The sequence below is a fragment of the Enterobacter cloacae complex sp.6700776 genome (assembly GCF_048284255.1).
Taxonomy (GTDB): Bacteria; Pseudomonadota; Gammaproteobacteria; order Enterobacterales; family Enterobacteriaceae; genus Enterobacter; species Enterobacter intestinihominis.
In genome coordinates this window covers 245,046-259,875 of the sequence record NZ_JBLVYK010000005.1, presented here as the reverse complement: position 1 = coordinate 259,875, position 14,830 = coordinate 245,046, and the positions used below count along the sequence as shown (strand labels likewise).

Annotated in this window: 14 protein-coding genes and 1 pseudogene; 6 read left to right on the top strand and 9 right to left on the bottom strand. The window is 51.1% G+C overall.

Annotated elements, in window-relative coordinates; genetic code table 11:
- Window positions 1-56: 56 nt before the first annotated feature.
- Window positions 57-266: a hypothetical protein gene (locus tag ACNQ0T_RS10970; protein ID WP_199126352.1), complete on the bottom strand. Its 210-nt coding sequence runs from the start codon at window positions 264-266 to the stop codon at window positions 57-59.
- A 908-nt stretch (window positions 267-1,174) separates the two neighbouring features.
- On the opposite strand from ACNQ0T_RS10970, the gene ACNQ0T_RS10965 reads away from it, so the two are divergent.
- Window positions 1,175-1,375: a hypothetical protein gene (locus ACNQ0T_RS10965; protein WP_045308928.1), complete on the top strand. Its 201-nt coding sequence runs from the start codon at window positions 1,175-1,177 to the stop codon at window positions 1,373-1,375.
- A gap of 23 nt (window positions 1,376-1,398) precedes the next feature.
- Here the strand turns inward: ACNQ0T_RS10965 and ACNQ0T_RS10960 are convergent, their stop codons facing one another.
- Together ACNQ0T_RS10960 and ACNQ0T_RS10955 are read right to left on the bottom strand one after the other, a co-directional pair.
- Window positions 1,399-2,007 carry a hypothetical protein gene (locus tag ACNQ0T_RS10960; RefSeq protein ID WP_199126354.1) on the bottom strand — a complete coding sequence of 203 codons (609 nt, stop codon included), beginning with the start codon at window positions 2,005-2,007 and terminating at the stop codon, window positions 1,399-1,401.
- A 48-nt stretch (window positions 2,008-2,055) separates the two neighbouring features.
- A pseudogene (locus tag ACNQ0T_RS10955) lies at window positions 2,056-2,730 on the bottom strand (site-specific integrase); the annotation flags it as partial.
- A gap of 136 nt (window positions 2,731-2,866) precedes the next feature.
- On the opposite strand from ACNQ0T_RS10955, the gene ACNQ0T_RS10950 reads away from it, so the two are divergent.
- Complete coding sequence (locus ACNQ0T_RS10950; RefSeq protein ID WP_045308927.1) at window positions 2,867-3,466, top strand: hypothetical protein; 600 nt, start codon at window positions 2,867-2,869, stop codon at window positions 3,464-3,466.
- Between the two features lie 249 nt (window positions 3,467-3,715).
- Here the strand turns inward: ACNQ0T_RS10950 and ACNQ0T_RS10945 are convergent, their stop codons facing one another.
- From ACNQ0T_RS10945 to ACNQ0T_RS10930, 4 genes are all read right to left on the bottom strand, one after another.
- Window positions 3,716-4,462 (bottom strand): SAM-dependent methyltransferase, encoded by a 747-nt coding sequence (locus ACNQ0T_RS10945; RefSeq protein ID WP_022647184.1) that lies wholly within the window; start codon window positions 4,460-4,462, stop codon window positions 3,716-3,718.
- A 10-nt stretch (window positions 4,463-4,472) separates the two neighbouring features.
- Window positions 4,473-4,730, bottom strand: coding sequence for a YjhX family toxin (locus ACNQ0T_RS10940; protein WP_022647185.1), 258 nt, complete (start codon window positions 4,728-4,730; stop codon window positions 4,473-4,475).
- A 259-nt stretch (window positions 4,731-4,989) separates the two neighbouring features.
- Window positions 4,990-6,927: a putative bifunctional diguanylate cyclase/phosphodiesterase gene (locus ACNQ0T_RS10935; protein ID WP_417930029.1), complete on the bottom strand. Its 1,938-nt coding sequence runs from the start codon at window positions 6,925-6,927 to the stop codon at window positions 4,990-4,992.
- A 17-nt stretch (window positions 6,928-6,944) separates the two neighbouring features.
- A complete protein-coding gene (locus ACNQ0T_RS10930; protein ID WP_022647187.1) occupies window positions 6,945-7,439 on the bottom strand; it encodes a molybdopterin-dependent oxidoreductase in 495 nt (164 codons plus the stop codon).
- 182 nt (window positions 7,440-7,621) lie between these two features.
- Between ACNQ0T_RS10930 and ACNQ0T_RS10925 the strand changes: the two genes are divergently transcribed.
- Window positions 7,622-8,131 (top strand): hypothetical protein, encoded by a 510-nt coding sequence (locus ACNQ0T_RS10925; protein ID WP_157508335.1) that lies wholly within the window; start codon window positions 7,622-7,624, stop codon window positions 8,129-8,131.
- A 22-nt stretch (window positions 8,132-8,153) separates the two neighbouring features.
- Here the strand turns inward: ACNQ0T_RS10925 and ACNQ0T_RS10920 are convergent, their stop codons facing one another.
- The gene (locus ACNQ0T_RS10920) at window positions 8,154-9,938 is read right to left on the bottom strand and encodes a diguanylate cyclase (protein ID WP_048966040.1); all 1,785 of its coding nucleotides are present in this window, start codon (window positions 9,936-9,938) and stop codon (window positions 8,154-8,156) included.
- Between the two features lie 114 nt (window positions 9,939-10,052).
- Window positions 10,053-11,162 carry an AI-2E family transporter gene (locus ACNQ0T_RS10915; RefSeq protein WP_022647190.1) on the bottom strand — a complete coding sequence of 370 codons (1,110 nt, stop codon included), beginning with the start codon at window positions 11,160-11,162 and terminating at the stop codon, window positions 10,053-10,055.
- 158 nt (window positions 11,163-11,320) lie between these two features.
- Here ACNQ0T_RS10915 and mmuP point away from each other — a divergent pair, with 158 nt between their 5' ends.
- The 3 genes from mmuP (at window position 11,321) to tauA (ending at window position 14,825) form a co-directional block, all read left to right on the top strand.
- Window positions 11,321-12,721, top strand: coding sequence for an S-methylmethionine permease (mmuP, locus tag ACNQ0T_RS10910; protein ID WP_045308924.1), 1,401 nt, complete (start codon window positions 11,321-11,323; stop codon window positions 12,719-12,721).
- Window positions 12,708-13,640 carry a homocysteine S-methyltransferase gene (gene mmuM / locus ACNQ0T_RS10905; protein ID WP_417930028.1) on the top strand — a complete coding sequence of 311 codons (933 nt, stop codon included), beginning with the start codon at window positions 12,708-12,710 and terminating at the stop codon, window positions 13,638-13,640. Before mmuP ends, mmuM begins: the two co-directional genes overlap by 14 nt.
- Window positions 13,641-13,862: 222 nt before the next feature.
- The gene (gene tauA / locus ACNQ0T_RS10900; RefSeq protein WP_032624781.1) at window positions 13,863-14,825 is read left to right on the top strand and encodes a taurine ABC transporter substrate-binding protein; all 963 of its coding nucleotides are present in this window, start codon (window positions 13,863-13,865) and stop codon (window positions 14,823-14,825) included.
- The last annotated feature ends 5 nt before the right edge of the window (window positions 14,826-14,830 follow it).

The window sequence follows — 14,830 nt, the reverse complement described above, 5'->3', positions numbered from 1 at the left end:
ACCATCACCATCACCATTGCGATTAAATTTCATCCAATATGAAGTAGAGCAAGTAACTATTTTTCGTTCTCTGATGCCTCAAACGTCTTGGAGTGAGGACAGGACTGTGAGCGCGTCACCAGCGTGAACAGATAAATGTTGTTTTCGTAAGTGCAAAGCCTCCTCCCGCCCTTTAATACTTGTTCGTCGGGGTTGCTCATGGTGATTTTTCCTGCATGAGCCGCCAGCGGCAGCAGTGCCACAACAAATAGTAAAATTTTCTTCATTTCTACAACCTGCCCCGTAAGTGTCCCGGCTCTTTATCCTCCAAGTTTACATTCTCCTGTTGAAAATATCCCCAGCTCTGTTGGTGATCTGCTAGACCGTCAGCCCAGGCCCTCGGTGAAAAGCGCTTTTCTTCGCCAAATATCGCTACGTGATGCCTTCAGCGACACGCCTCACTGCAACAAGCAGTGCAGTTACACAATGCTGCTTTGGGCTGAGGCAAGGGAGATAACTTGATGTTTTGAAGTGCCTGTGTTCACTAATTGTACAGCCATTTAACATATTGTACGTTATGTACACCACGCGATCAGCCTCATGACCTAATTAGGCTATAAGCCTTATTTAGCGATGTTTTCTAGTGAAAAGGCGATAAAACCGAGTGCATAAACACTGCATAAAAGAGGTCTGTTTTTGCATAGACTTTTTACTGTCTCTGACGTCTCTTTTCTGATGTTTTCCCACAACTAAGGGGGTTAATAGACTCAGTATTCTCTTATGCGTGTACAGTGAGGCCTCCGACATAAAATAGATGCATTCATCCGGTTTCACCATCAGACAACCCACCAACAACAGGCGATATCCTCCTAGCGGCGTTGCCATCATGAATTACTTTCCCCACACAATCGTAAACAGCCAACGTAACAGCCCCGTATGTTCCACCATTATCTGGAGCGTACAAGACAAGTTTAAAAACGTTGAGCTATTCGCAGAAAGCTCTATCTTGCCTGTTGTGTACCGTCCGGATTTCACTACACGACTAACGAACGACACAGCGTAAGAAAGCGGATTTTGGGGCTGACCATTTGGCCCCACCGTGAAGAATTGCCCATACCACCGCTGTTGGCGATTTGGCTATAGTCAAACCTACACGGCAGGTGATAGAGGGCGAGGCAAAGAAGAGGTGATTACTATGAAAATTCAATTTCAGACGAATAACGGTTTCCCACTGCTGATTGTTGCAGACGAGCGCGTTTCAGACTTTCTGAATGTTAGCGCCGTGTGTCGGTTCCTGAAGGTTCCACGCTCTTCGTTCATGATGGACGTTGAACAAAACGGGCTTGAGAAGGCTATCAGTGAAGCGCTGTTGAAGTTGAGAAAGAATAAAACATAAGAGCCGGGTTAATCCCGGCTTTTTTATTTAAACATAATGAAGTCCTCAAACTTTGTTTTCTGTATTTCAGAACACTTGTCTAGATATTCACTTGTCAGTTTTTCATATTCTTTATAGTGTCCTGATAATATTTCTAGTTCTTCTTTTGAAATTAATTTCCCTTTTGATGAGTTGATGGCACAAGCGAAGAAATTAGTGATATTAAGTGATATTTTATTAGTGGTGTTAACGATATCATGTATTTTGGGAAATGAATCACCTTTAAATAATACATTGAAGTTGTTGGTTTTGATAAGGAGGTTGCCAATGGTCAATGAATTCTGAAAAGCGGTGGTGCCTATTTCTTGAATTTGGAAATATGAACTAGAAGTAATATTTGTATTGCTTTTGCATAGTTCACCCAACATGTTCATTACATAATTTAATGAAATACGTATTTGGCTATACTTAGCACGAGTGTTTGTGATCTCATCATATAATGCTAACGCGGTGTGAAAAGCAATATCGTTCTTTTTTACATCAAGATAGTCTTTCAGTTTCGAACCGCCAAAAACTACACCTCCAACCACACCCAGCGCTGTCACTGCATTCGAAGCGATAGAGATAATGTTATCCCATGCTTGTAGGTCCATGTACCGGCACTCTCCCATTCTGAAAGGGGCAGGGCTTGCCCCTTGTTTTCATTCTATATTACCGTAACTTACCAACTCTACATACTCCGATAGTTCTTTCATCCCCGCGCCTTTGCTGTAGGTTCTGAAACTCTCCGTTTTCCCTCGCTCATGACCCACAATCAAAGCGATCCTGTCCTCTGGTACACCATGCCGATCAAGCTGGCTGATAAACATTCCTCGCAGACTATGAAACACCTTCCGCTCCGTGCCTTTTTCACCCAACGCTTTACGTTTAGCCCGTATAAATCGCTGTGTATGCCACGTTGAGCGCTTGCCATCTGCACGTTCTGTGATGCTGGCATAGTAGAATAAGTAGCCATTGTGGTTGTTCTGGATGAGGTCTTTAACGAGCGTCGTCAATCGACTATGAATTGGAACCAGGCGAGCCGCATTGCGTGTCTTACCTTCCGTCACCTCGAAACACCAACTCCCCTCAATAGTTTTGATATTGCTGAGTCGCAGAGAGCAGATTTCGTTTAATCTCATGCCGCTATACATCCCCACCATCGCTACTGCTTTCATCTCTTCATCAAGCACCGTATATACCTTAGTCAGTTCGTCACCGCTAAAAGGTTCGTAGCTTTCTCGATCATTTTGTACATCCAGTTTATGCCCTGTAAAAACATTTTCTTTCGGCGCATCGTGATAGCGGTTCTGAGCAAGTGCCACGAGCTGGGACAGGTAGCCAAGGCGAACAGCATTACTTCGACACCCTCCGCATAGGCATGGATACCATTGTTGATGGGATTTTCGTAATAGGATTCCAGGTCTCCCCATAGTATATTGTTCATGGCTATTACTCAGGAGGAATCGTTGTATGGAGATAAAAGATATACTCACATTTGCAGGGCTCGTTATCACGTCTATAACCGCAGCAGTCGGCGTTTATAAATTATTTAAAGATGTGAGTTGGTTTCTACCAAAAGCGACGCGATATACACATCTTTTTGAAAAATACTCTGAGTATATTGACCCTCTCGAAATGGAGTTTATGAAAGCCGAAATAAAAAGGGATGTTAAAAAAAGCGTATTGGGAATGAAAAACAAAAAACTCAGGCAGTTAGTTCTGTATATAAGGACTCATTCCGAATTGAATATGCCATCATGGCGATGGGGACACTTAGCACCCCACATTCAGAAGAAATATGATAAGTTCTTTATCCGTTATAAGGGTAAGTATAGCCGCTATCGTTTATGTGCTAAACTTGCTGCCATTTTCTATATTGTTTTTGGTCTTATATTTCCATCTACGCTATTGAAGGATGGTACGGGCTATATGATTGTTGGAATTATCTTGATGTTGTCTTGTTTATATATGGCGGTTATGTTTTGGTCGCTTTTGCCCAATCGGAAATTAATTAATAAATACAATGTTGAATTGTTGAAAATTGATGCGCGTAAGTATCAGGACGGCTGAATTTACCAGCCTGATACTTTACTATTCTTAAACCAGGTCTTCGGCGTCGGCGCCTTCGCTGATATCCCCGCGTTCGTTATAACGAGCCTTGAGCACCTGTCTTGCCCTGGGTGATGCGTAGCGCCTTACTATCAATATCCAGTTCATCCTGAACAACTCAACCCATCTATGCTGCACTTTCTGGCTGAATGCTCAACCCTGTCTGTTGATCGGCGGCATAACCCCCAAGGCTATACCGCCAGCGCCATATTATCGCGCCATTAACGCAAACACCCCCCAGCCAAAGTACTCCCGCGAGTACGTCACATGACGTTCAGGCGCTATCGTCAGCTCCGCCCGAACCTCCTGCGCGAAGTCATCTTCTGGGTTTTCCTCCAGCCAGCGACGCATGGTCATCCATTTTGCGGCTTCGTACCTGTCCCAGCCTTCCTGGTCTGCCAGCACCATTTCAACCAGGTCATAGCCCTGTTGATCGAAAGACGCAACCAGACCGGGCAGAGTGAGAAAGTCTGCAATCGACGAGACGCCGCACGCCTGGGCTGTCTCCTCCGTCGCGGGTACCTGACGCCAGTACGGTTCGCCAATGAGCATTATTCCCCCGGGCTTGAGGCTTTTTGCCAGCAGATCCATCGTCCCGGCTACGCCACCCGCAATCCAGGTTGCGCCAACGCAGGCCGCCACGTCACATTTTTCATTCGCGACATAGCCAGCCGCGTCGTTATGAATGAAATGGACGCGTTCGCTGACGCCGAGTTCCTCTGCGCGCCGCGTGGCCTGCGCGGTGAAGAGCGGGCTCATGTCGATGCCGGTACCGGTGATACCGTAATCACGTGCCCAGGTGCAAAGCATCTCTCCCGAGCCGCTGCCAAGATCGAGAATGCGTGTGCCTCGCTTCATGCGTAACACGCGGCCCAGCGTCGCGTACTTCTCTTGCGTAAAGGGGTTATGAATGCGGTGTTCGCTTTCGCTAACAGTAAAAATACGTGGGATATCCATCATCCTCTCCTTAACGGTTATCGGGCTGGGCGCGGACGTTATTCAGCCCGGTAGTGTTAATGCGGTAGGGCTGACCGTTAACGGATTTGATCAGCTTTTTGGTTTTGAGCTTTTTGAAAACGGCGAGCGTGCAGTCAGCCAGCAGTAGCCCTTCGCGGCTATAGCATTCAACGGCGGTGACGCGGCCGGAGGTATTGCGGACGTGCACAATACGGCCACCTTTGGCGAGAACGTGTAAGGTACGTTGTTCCTGACGGGATAAATTCATACTGGAAAACCTGTTTAATCATCATGTGCAAAACGTGCAAACACACAGCGGTGTCCGCATTCGATTTCGGCGCATTGATAATCAGTCCGGCCTGGAAAGGTCGGTAAGCTGATTATCGGATGATTACATTCTCCAGCATCAAAGCCTCGGGTTGAGTTGAAAGGTATTTACGGGGTGAATGATAACACCTGATTTTTATAAGTGAATACCCAGGGGTGAAAAACGTGATCACGGTTGGCATCGGGCTGAGGAGAGGGAATCATTCCTGGCCGCTCTTAATTTTGCTGTCGACCCGAGGCTGTGGTTTGCTGAAAAGATATCCCTGCACAAGCTCGCAACCCAGAGCCTGAAGCCGCTCAAGCTGCTCTTCGGTCTCAACGCCCTCGGCTATAACGCGCATATTAAGGCTCTTAGCCATACCGGTAATAAGCTTCACAATATTAAGCGCATCTTCTTGTGTAGATATCGGATTGACAAAAGATTTATCGATCTTGATTTTATCAAAATTCAGTTCGCTGAGTCTGGAGAGCGACGAATAACCCGTGCCAAAATCATCAATGGAAATTCTTACGCCCAGTGCGCGGAGTTTTTTCAGAATCGCAATGGGGTTATTTCTGTCACTAAAGAGGGATGACTCCGTGACCTCTAACTCAAGACGGTTAGCCGGGAGCCCGGTCTCAGCCAGAACGGTCTGCACCGTATTAATAAATGATTTGCTGCCTAATTGAACAGGCGAGACGTTTACGGAGATCCTGGCCGGAACAGCCCAGGAGACCGCTTCCCTACAGGCCAGTTTAAGTACGGTTTTACCTATCTCGTTGATCATGCCTGTTTTTTCAGCGGCGAAAATAAAGCTATCCGGGGAAAGCATTCCCTTTACAGGATGCATCCAGCGAATAAGCGCTTCATAGCCGTAAATTTCCTTGCTGACGGAATTCACAATAGGCTGGTAATAAACAATAAACTCATTGTTTTCTATCGCCCTTGCCATATCATTTTCAAGCGTTCTGCTCTCCTGCAACTTCTGAAGCATTCGCTGACGGAAAACTTTAATCTGCTGTGAGCCTGCCTTTTTGGCTTCATAGAGCGCCAGATCGGCGAACTTATAAAGATAATCAGCACGTCGTTCATTATCTGATAAAACAATACCCACGCAGGTGGCAATTTTTATGAGCTGGTTATTAATCGTATAGGGTTTACTGATATTCTCGCTGATTTCTCTAGCGCGTAAAACGGCTTCGCTTTCGTTTAACCCACTGGCTAAAAAAGCAAACTCGTCTCCGCCTAAACGGTAAAATCTGTCTGAAATATTGCTCATGGCGGTCAATCGCCTGGATACCTGACGTAACAGTAAATCGCCAGCATCATGACCATAGGTATCGTTGACTTCTTTGAATCGGTCTAAATCAAATAACATTACCGTAACGGGAACATGATTTTCTTCGGCCTCAAGATTGAGTTTGCTGAGCTCATCCCAGAAGTACAGACGGTTTTTCATGCCAGTGAGGGAATCATGGTAAACGTCATACTCTAGTTTTGAATTCTGAATCTGTAGGGTCTCCTTGGATAACTGGAGTTCTTCTGCAAGACTTTCAACCTGCCTGTGCGCTTTAAGGATGTTTTTATTTTGATAGATCGTTAAAAAACCCAGGATAATACTCAGAATGATCAGCAGTAAAGAGAGGGCTGAGTAAATATAATACAGGATCTGTATTTTATGGTTGCTACTGTTAATTGTGCTAATGTCTTTCGTTAACGCGCTTGATGAAAGCTGACTGAGTGGAGCATCCAGCAAATGCATGGTATGAAGGTATGTTTTTACATCCGAATGGCTCATTTTTTCGAGGTTAGCATCCAGATACGTAAGGATTTTATCAAGGCTTAACGCGAGGTCATGATGTGCCTGAACGTTTTTAATGTAATGCCCTAAATCCCCCTCCTTAAACAGATCATTCTGGCTTAGCATAATTTCCAGCCGCATCCGGACCTGGTCTATCGTAACGTCATCGGAATCGGTTGCGTACAGACCAAGCCATGATTCAAAGCGGTAATATTCGGATACCAGTTGGGCGACAGACCATGACTCCGTGTAATGAGTCAGTTTTTGGAGCTCCTGCTGTCGATCGTAAACAAGAAAAGCAATATATCCAGTCGTGATAAAAAGAGAAAAAATGATACCAACCAGTATCCTGTTCATTATGTTCTCCTGAACTGCTATTCAATCTTCATTTTGCTGACCTGCCATGCCGATCGCGAATAATATATCTGATTATTTAATTCAGGAAGACTGTCGTAGGGATATACAATGAATGCCGGACCTTTATCTCGGATGCGCATATATTCACCATTAACCTTCAAAGCGAGTATGGCATTATATTTTTTAAAGTCGCTCAGCGGGATGGCTGTCGCGTAATCATTAAGCGCTATAACATTGACCACGTTACCCTTTGCGCCAATATAATCCATGAGTTTGCTCATTGGAACACCCTCAAACTTTGTGCGGCCATTATACCAGGGGGATGATGTCTGGAAGCTCACCATACCGAGTTTTTCAAGGCTGGCGATATCAAACACGGCTTTTCCACTTTCATTCGTGTTCTCGATATTACCGTAAATCGTTAAAATGGGTTTACCAGCAGGTTTTGGCAACTCACCAGCCAGGGTGACGCTTTGCACTAAAAAGCAGCACAGCATTAGGATTAATCGCATTTCAGCCTCCACGTTTTAACATAAGTATAAGAATTATAATTTAGTTATCCTACTAGTTTATATATTTTATCTCTCCCCACGTTTATCCATCATAATCAGGATGTAAAAACGCCGTCAGTCGGCAGCCACCCGAGCGATGCTTAACCTTCTTACCGCAGACGCATGACAAGGAACCGTCCATCATGAAAAAAGATAGCTATGCCTTTTTAATTCCACTCATCGTTGGCGGGTTAGCGTTGATATTTGGCTTTGTTGTCTGGTCAATCGAGATTTATCGCGTGACATTTCTTACGGCCCTGGGGGAACAGTATCTTGCGGCTGTCACATTGCTGCTGCCGCTGGTGGCGATGGTGATGTTCGCCGCGAAGAGGGCGTTTAAAGACAAAACCCTTGTTGACGTTGTCAAACTTTACCTCGGCCTCATCATCTTCAGCCTGCCGGTTGCCATTTTCGTCATCTTTACCGCGGCCTGGCTACTGAACGGAGAATACTCTGCCTGGAGCCAACCTTACCGGTATGAATCCGGCAGCAGAAATAGCTGTTCGGGGGCGGAAGTCTATGAGCCGGAACTCAAGAGAGAGATCCGCATCTGTTATCCTCAGGGATATTATTTAATCGATGGCACCCTGTACGTGGAAAAGCGGAGTAATTTGCTGGGTATGGTGGTGCTTTGGGCGATCGCGCGATCCTGAACCTGAGGCTCGAATAACCCCTTTAGCCCGCCTCCAGCATCCCAAAGCTGACAATCCGCGAGCGGCCCAGCTCTTTCGCCCGGTACAACGCGACGTCCGCCGCGCGCAGCAGATTATCGCTCTGGGCGTGCTGCGGATAGCTGGCGATCCCGATCGACACATCCACCGGGCCAATCTCCGAAAGCCCGTAGCGCAGCGAAAGCGCATGCACGCCGTTGTAGATCTCCGTTGCAGCGGCGTGCGCTGCTTCCTCATCTGCACCGGTAAGAAGCACCAAAAACTCTTCACCCCCATAGCGGAAGGCCAGCCCGCTATCGTGTACCGCCCGTTGAATAATGGCTGCCACGCTTTTAATCACCAGATCGCCGGCCTCATGACCAAAGCGGTCATTAATGCTCTTGAAGTGATCGATATCGATCATCAGGCAGCTTACCGGCTCCTCGTTACGCACCGCCTGCTTCATTTGAGTACGTAACGTATCTTCCAGATGGTGGCGGTTACGCAGCCCCGTCAAGGGATCGAACAGGGCTTTTTCCAGCAGCGCATCGCGCAGCCGCTGGTTGGCCAGCGCCAGTCCCAGCGCCTCGGCCATCAGTTCCAGATAGGCGCGGGACGGCGCGGTTTCAGGCGTGATGTTCTGGAATGAGAGCAATCCAATCGCCTCGCCCTGAGCAATCAGGGGAACGCACAGCGATTGCTGCGCCTGTGATTCGGGCAGATGATAACAGCCGATATCCGGCTCGCCGTTCACTGGCGGATGGCTTTGACCACGCCGGACGGCCCAGCATTCGTCAGGATGGAACGGCTTTTTATCCCCTTCTGGCGATAGCCATTCGGCCGTACAGCGCATCTGCCACGGCTCGCGTTCCAGAATATACAGACGCCCTGAAACCCCCGGCGCAATATTGGGTGCAAACAGCTCCGCCACATTCATCACGTCGGCAAAGTTTTCACAGCCCTGCAACCGCTGGGTCATTCGCGCCAGCAGTTCGCGGATGGCCCAGTCAGCATCGCGCTCTTTTTCCAGCCGCTGCCTTGCCAGCCCGTTCTCACGGAAGATGCGGATGGCCTGCGCCATATCACCGATTTCATCAACCTGGGTAAAGTTCGGCGTTTCGACGGCGTAATCCTGCGATGCAAGACGATGAACTACGTCACTCAGACGCACCACCGGACGGAGTACGCGGCGCTTGAGGATGAAAACCATCACAAACAGGAAGAGCAGGGCGGTCAGGCCGACCATCACCTCAGAGGCCGTTCGAAGCGTTTTGGACGTTTTGGTTGCGGCCTGCACGTCGGCAATAATGCGCTTGTCCAGCAGCATGCGAAAGCGTTCGATAGTGTTGTGTGCCCGTTCGAGTTCCAGCTCATAGCTCTTACCAAACAGCAGCGAAACGGCCTGCTGTTCCTCGCCACGGGCGATACCGTCAATGGCTGCCTGCTGTTCATCCTGTAGATCGTCTACAATTTTCAGTCCGTCGTACAGCAGCGCCAGCTCTTCGCCCGATGCCCCCGTATTTTTGAGCTGTCGCAGCGTGTGTTCGATATTCTTCAGCTCGGCTTCTTTCGCCTGATATTTCTCAAGCACCTCGGGCTCTTTTTGGATGACGTAAAGCCGCGCCAGATCGGAGAGCATCCAGGTGTCTGTCTCGATCTCCTCCGTCAGCTGATCGAAGACCTGGCGTTGTTTAACGGCTTCACGTTCGATGTTATCGGCGTGGGAAGCCATCAGCATGACGATGCCGGAGGCAATGGTCAGGCACACCGTGACACCATAAGCCCAGTTCGTGATCGTGGCGATTCGCACCTGTTGGATCCTTCTACGACAAATGTGGAAGAGCGTTCATTTCAGATTATAGAAAACCTCTGATTTATCGCGAAAAAAAAGGCGGCACAGGGCCGCCTCACAGAACGCGTTTCTTTATAGATCCGGAGAATTTCTCCCCTCTTCGATAAAGTCTGCGTCCAGCTCCTCGGCGTTGCCTGCGTGATCGCGGCCGGAGAAGAGGTTCCAGCAGGCGATAAACAGAGCGGCAATCAGCGGCCCAATCACAAAGCCGTTGATGCCGTACAGCTCCATACCGCCGAGCGTGGTGATCAGTATCAGGTAGTCCGGCATTTTGGTGTCTTTGCCCACCAGCAGCGGACGCAACAGGTTGTCCACCAGCCCGACGATAATGACGAAGAAGCCCACAATGAACAGACCCTGCCACAGTTGGTGAGTGGCAAACAGGAAGATGGCGGCGGGAACCCAGACGATGGCCGACCCAACGGCAGGCACCAGGGAGAGGAATGCCATCAGTGCGCCCCACAATACGCTGCCGTCAATACCGACAATAGCAAAGGCGATACCACCGAGCGTGCCCTGAACCACCGCCACGACCGCCGTGCCTTTTACCGTGGCGCGCGACACGCCGACAAACTTAGCGAACAGGTGCTGTTTGACGAAGTCAGACAGCGGCAGCGAGTCGAGGATCTGGCGCACCAGATACGGCCCGTCTTTCAGCAAGAAAAACAGCAGATACAACATAATGCCAAAGCTGATGGCAAAGCCGAACGTCCCTTTCCCAATCAGGAACGCGCTGCCCGCCAGATACTGCCCGCCCTGTAACGCGACATCGGAGAGTTTTTTCTGGATCTGCGCGGCGTTGGTCAGGTTGTGATCCGCCAGGAAGCCGCTGGCCCAGTCCGGCAGGCGGTTGAAGATACCGGCGATCACTTCCGGGAACTGCGTGTTGTTCTGTTGCAGCCTGGTGTAAACCATGTTCAGTTCCACCGCGAGCGAGGAAAGGATCACCATCAACGGAATAAACACAATCAAGCAGATAATGCCGAGTGTGAGGAGTGAAGCCAGCCCGTTGCGATCGCCCAGCGCGGTACGCAGTTTGTTTTTCACCGGGTTGAAAATGATGGTCAGGATCGCGGCCCACAGAATCGCCGAGAAATAGGGAGACAGCACGTCAAAGAAGGCCCAGGTTACAAGGGCCAGGATGAGAATAAAGAAACCTTTGGTCAGTCCGTTAAATCGCATAGTGAGTCCTGGTGAAGAAGAAACTGTGTCGACTATAGAACTGATTTAAGGATTTACCAATAATTGCGCTGAAGTCGCGCCGGGTGGCTTTTTGTTAACAATCGCGGTATAACACTCCTTCTTTGGATGTTTAGATGTCCATACGTTTAGAAGGTAACATGCAAACAGAACAACAAAACGGGCAACTTAAGCGCACCATGAAAACCCGCCACCTGATTATGCTCTCGCTGGGTGGCGTTATCGGCACAGGGTTATTCTTCAATACCGGATATATCATCTCGACAACCGGCGCGGCGGGCACGCTGCTGGCATATCTTATCGGTGCGCTGGTGGTCTGGCTGGTCATGCAATGCCTGGGCGAACTTTCCGTGGCGATGCCGGAAACCGGCGCGTTTCACGTCTATGCCGCCCGCTATCTCGGCCCGGCGACGGGGTATACCGTGGCGTGGCTCTACTGGCTTACGTGGACAGTGGCGCTGGGATCGAGCTTTACCGCGGCCGGGTTCTGCATGCAGTACTGGTTCCCACAGGTTCCCGTCTGGACGTGGTGCGTTGTCTTTTGCGCTGTGATTTTTGGTCTTAACGTGATTTCCACGCGCTTTTTCGCGGAAGGAGAATTCTGGTTCTCGCTGGTCAAGGTTATCACCATCATCGCCTTTATTATTCTCGGCGGCGCGGCCATCTTTGGCTTTATCCCGATGGCGGACGGCTCTGCCGCGCCGGGACTAAGCAACATTACCGCCGAAGGCTGGTTCCCGCACGGGGGTCTGCCGATCCTGATGACCATGGTGGCGGTCAACTTTGCCTTCTCAGGAACGGAGCTTATCGGCATCGCGGCAGGGGAAACGGAAAACCCACACAAGGTTATTCCGGTTGCTATTCGCACCACCATCGCCCGGCTCATCATCTTCTTTATTGGCACCGTGTTTGTGCTGGCGGCGTTGATCCCGATGCAGCAGGCTGGCGTGGAGAAAAGTCCGTTCGTGCTGGTGTTTGAAAAGGTCGGCATTCCGTATGCGGCGGATATCTTTAACTTTGTGATCCTGACGGCGATCCTCTCGGCGGCGAACTCGGGTCTGTACGCCTCTGGCCGTATGCTGTGGTCTCTGTCTAACGAGAAAACGTTGCCGCGCTGCTTTGCCCGCGTCAACAAAAACGGCGTGCCGCTGACGGCGCTTTCTGTTTCCATGCTGGGCGGCGTGCTGGCGTTGTTCTCCAGCGTGGTCGCGCCGGATACGGTGTTTGTGGCCCTGTCAGCCATTTCCGGTTTTGCGGTGGTGGCGGTGTGGATTAGCATTTGCGCGTCGCACTTCGTGTTTCGTCGCCGTCACGTGCAGTCCGGCCAGCCGCTATCCGCGTTGCATTATCGCGCGCCATGGTATCCGCTGGTGCCCGTGCTTGGCTTTATCCTCTGTCTGGTGGCCTGCGTCGGCCTGTGGTTTGACCCAAGCCAGCGTATTGCCCTTTATTGCGGGCTTCCGTTTGTCGCCCTGTGTTATGGTGCGTACTACCTGACCCGAAATCTGACCACGCAGGAGCCTGAACATGTCGCAGAATAATCCGCTTACCGCCCTCCTTGAAAAACAGCCGTTTGTCGTGCTGGATGGGGCGATGGCAACGGAGCTGGAAGCGCGCGGTTTTAACCTTGCCGACAGTCTCTGGTCGGCCAAAGTGTTGATGGAAAATCCGGAGCTGATCCGCGACGTACACCTCGACTACTACCGCGCGGGGGCACAGGTGGCGATCACCGCCAGTTATCAGGCGACACCCGCAGGCTTTGCCGCTCGCGGGCTGGACGAGTCGCAATCCCGGACGCTGATCGGCAAAAGCGTAGAGCTGGCACGCAAAGCGCGCGAAGCGTACCTGGCAGAGAATGCGCAGGCGGGCACGCTGCTGGTGGCGGGATCTGTGGGCCCTTACGGCGCGTATCTGGCCGATGGTTCCGAGTATCGCGGCGATTATGTGCGTAGCGCTGAAGAATTTACCGCCTTCCACCGCCCGCGTGTAGAGGCGCTGTTGGATGCGGGCGCGGACCTCCTGGCCTGTGAAACGCTGCCTTCGTTCACTGAGATTAAGGCGCTGGCGGCGTTGCTGACGGCGTATCCGCGCGCCCGGGCATGGTTCTCATTTACCCTGCGTGACAGTGAGCACCTGAGCGACGGAACGCCGCTGCGGGATGTTGTTTCTGCGCTGGAAAGCTACCCGCAGGTTGTCGCGCTGGGGATTAACTGTATCGCGCTGGAAAACACCACGGCGGCGCTGACGCATCTGCACAGCCTGACGTCGCTGCCCCTGGTGGTCTATCCGAACTCCGGCGAGCATTACGATGCGGTGAGTAAAACCTGGCATCACCACGGTGAAACGTGCGAGACGCTGGCGGGGTATTTACCGCAGTGGCTGGAAGCAGGCGCGAAGCTGATTGGCGGCTGCTGTCGGACCACGCCGCAGGATATTGCTGCGCTGACGGTTCAGCGCTGAGGCCTTTGCCGGGTGGCGCTGCGCTTACCCGGCCTACGGTTCGTGCAATTTGTAGGCCGGGTAAGGCGCAGCCGCCACCCGGCGAAACAACCGTACAAAATTCACTATCCTTTCCCGCTTTTTTTCTAAAAACGAATCGTCATTAGCGATTCTTTTTTATTCCTTTATCAAAAATCCCACGCCGGAAATACTGCCCTTATAACAACAAGGGGAGCAGACGGTATGGCAATTTCATCGCGAATCACGTTACTTGGTGCACTGGCGCTGTGGGCATTTCAGGCGCAGGCGGTGGACGTCACCGTCGCGTATCAGACTTCCGCGGAACCGGCGAAAGTCGCGCAGGCGGATAACACCTTCGCCAAAGCGAGCGGGGCGAACGTCGACTGGCGCAAGTTCGACAGCGGCGCGGCAATTGTGCGGGCGTTAGCCTCGGGCGACGTGCAGATTGGCAACCTGGGTTCCAGCCCGCTGGCCGTTGCCGCCAGCCAGCAGGTGCCGATTGAAGTCTTCCTGCTGGCATCGCAGCTCGGAAATTCCGAAGCGCTGGTGGTGAAGAAAAGCATCACGAAACCCGAAGATTTGATTGGCAAACGCATCGCGGTGCCGTTTATCTCCACCACGCATTACAGCCTGCTGGCAGCGCTGAAACACTGGGGCATTAAGCCGGGCCAGGTGCAGATCATCAACCTGCAACCTCCAGCGATTATTGCCGCCTGGCAGCGTGGCGACATTGACGGAGCATACGTCTGGGCGCCCGCCGTCAACGAGCTGGAAAAAGACGGCACCGTGCTGACCGACTCCGAAAAAGTGGGGCAATGGGGGGCGCCAACACTTGATGTCTGGGTCGTTCGTAAGGACTTTGCCGAAAAACACCCTGAAGTGGTGAAAGCCTTCGCCAAAAGCGCCATCGACGCCCAGCAGCCTTACATCAGCAACCCGGATGAATGGCTGAAACAGCCCGCCAACCTGGAGAAACTCTCACGTCTGAGCGGCGTGCCGGAAGCTGACGTGCCGGGGCTGGTGAAAGGCAACACCTATCTGACACCTGCGCAGCAGGTCCAGCAGCTGAACGGGCCGGTGAGCAAAGCGATTGTCGACACTGCGACGTTCCTGAAAGAGCAGGGCAAAGTGCCTGCGGTGGCAGCGGATTACAGCCGGTTCGTGACCGACCGCTTTGTGAAATAAGGGGG

Bases quoted from the DNA above. Each gene is read 5' to 3' on its own strand.
- ACNQ0T_RS10970 (WP_199126352.1), bottom strand. From the start codon at position 266: ATGAAGAAAATTTTACTATTTGTTGTGGCACTGCTGCCGCTGGCGGCT.
- ACNQ0T_RS10965 (WP_045308928.1), top strand. From the start codon at position 1,175: ATGAAAATTCAATTTCAGACGAATAACGGTTTCCCACTGCTGATTGTT.
- ACNQ0T_RS10960 (WP_199126354.1), bottom strand. From the start codon at position 2,007: ATGGACCTACAAGCATGGGATAACATTATCTCTATCGCTTCGAATGCA.
- ACNQ0T_RS10950 (WP_045308927.1), top strand. From the start codon at position 2,867: ATGGAGATAAAAGATATACTCACATTTGCAGGGCTCGTTATCACGTCT.
- ACNQ0T_RS10945 (WP_022647184.1), bottom strand. From the start codon at position 4,462: ATGGATATCCCACGTATTTTTACTGTTAGCGAAAGCGAACACCGCATT.
- ACNQ0T_RS10940 (WP_022647185.1), bottom strand. From the start codon at position 4,730: ATGAATTTATCCCGTCAGGAACAACGTACCTTACACGTTCTCGCCAAA.
- ACNQ0T_RS10935 (WP_417930029.1), bottom strand. From the start codon at position 6,927: ATGAACAGGATACTGGTTGGTATCATTTTTTCTCTTTTTATCACGACT.
- ACNQ0T_RS10930 (WP_022647187.1), bottom strand. From the start codon at position 7,439: ATGCGATTAATCCTAATGCTGTGCTGCTTTTTAGTGCAAAGCGTCACC.
- ACNQ0T_RS10925 (WP_157508335.1), top strand. From the start codon at position 7,622: ATGAAAAAAGATAGCTATGCCTTTTTAATTCCACTCATCGTTGGCGGG.
- ACNQ0T_RS10915 (WP_022647190.1), bottom strand. From the start codon at position 11,162: ATGCGATTTAACGGACTGACCAAAGGTTTCTTTATTCTCATCCTGGCC.
- mmuP (WP_045308924.1), top strand. From the start codon at position 11,321: ATGCAAACAGAACAACAAAACGGGCAACTTAAGCGCACCATGAAAACC.
- mmuM (WP_417930028.1), top strand. From the start codon at position 12,708: ATGTCGCAGAATAATCCGCTTACCGCCCTCCTTGAAAAACAGCCGTTT.
- tauA (WP_032624781.1), top strand. From the start codon at position 13,863: ATGGCAATTTCATCGCGAATCACGTTACTTGGTGCACTGGCGCTGTGG.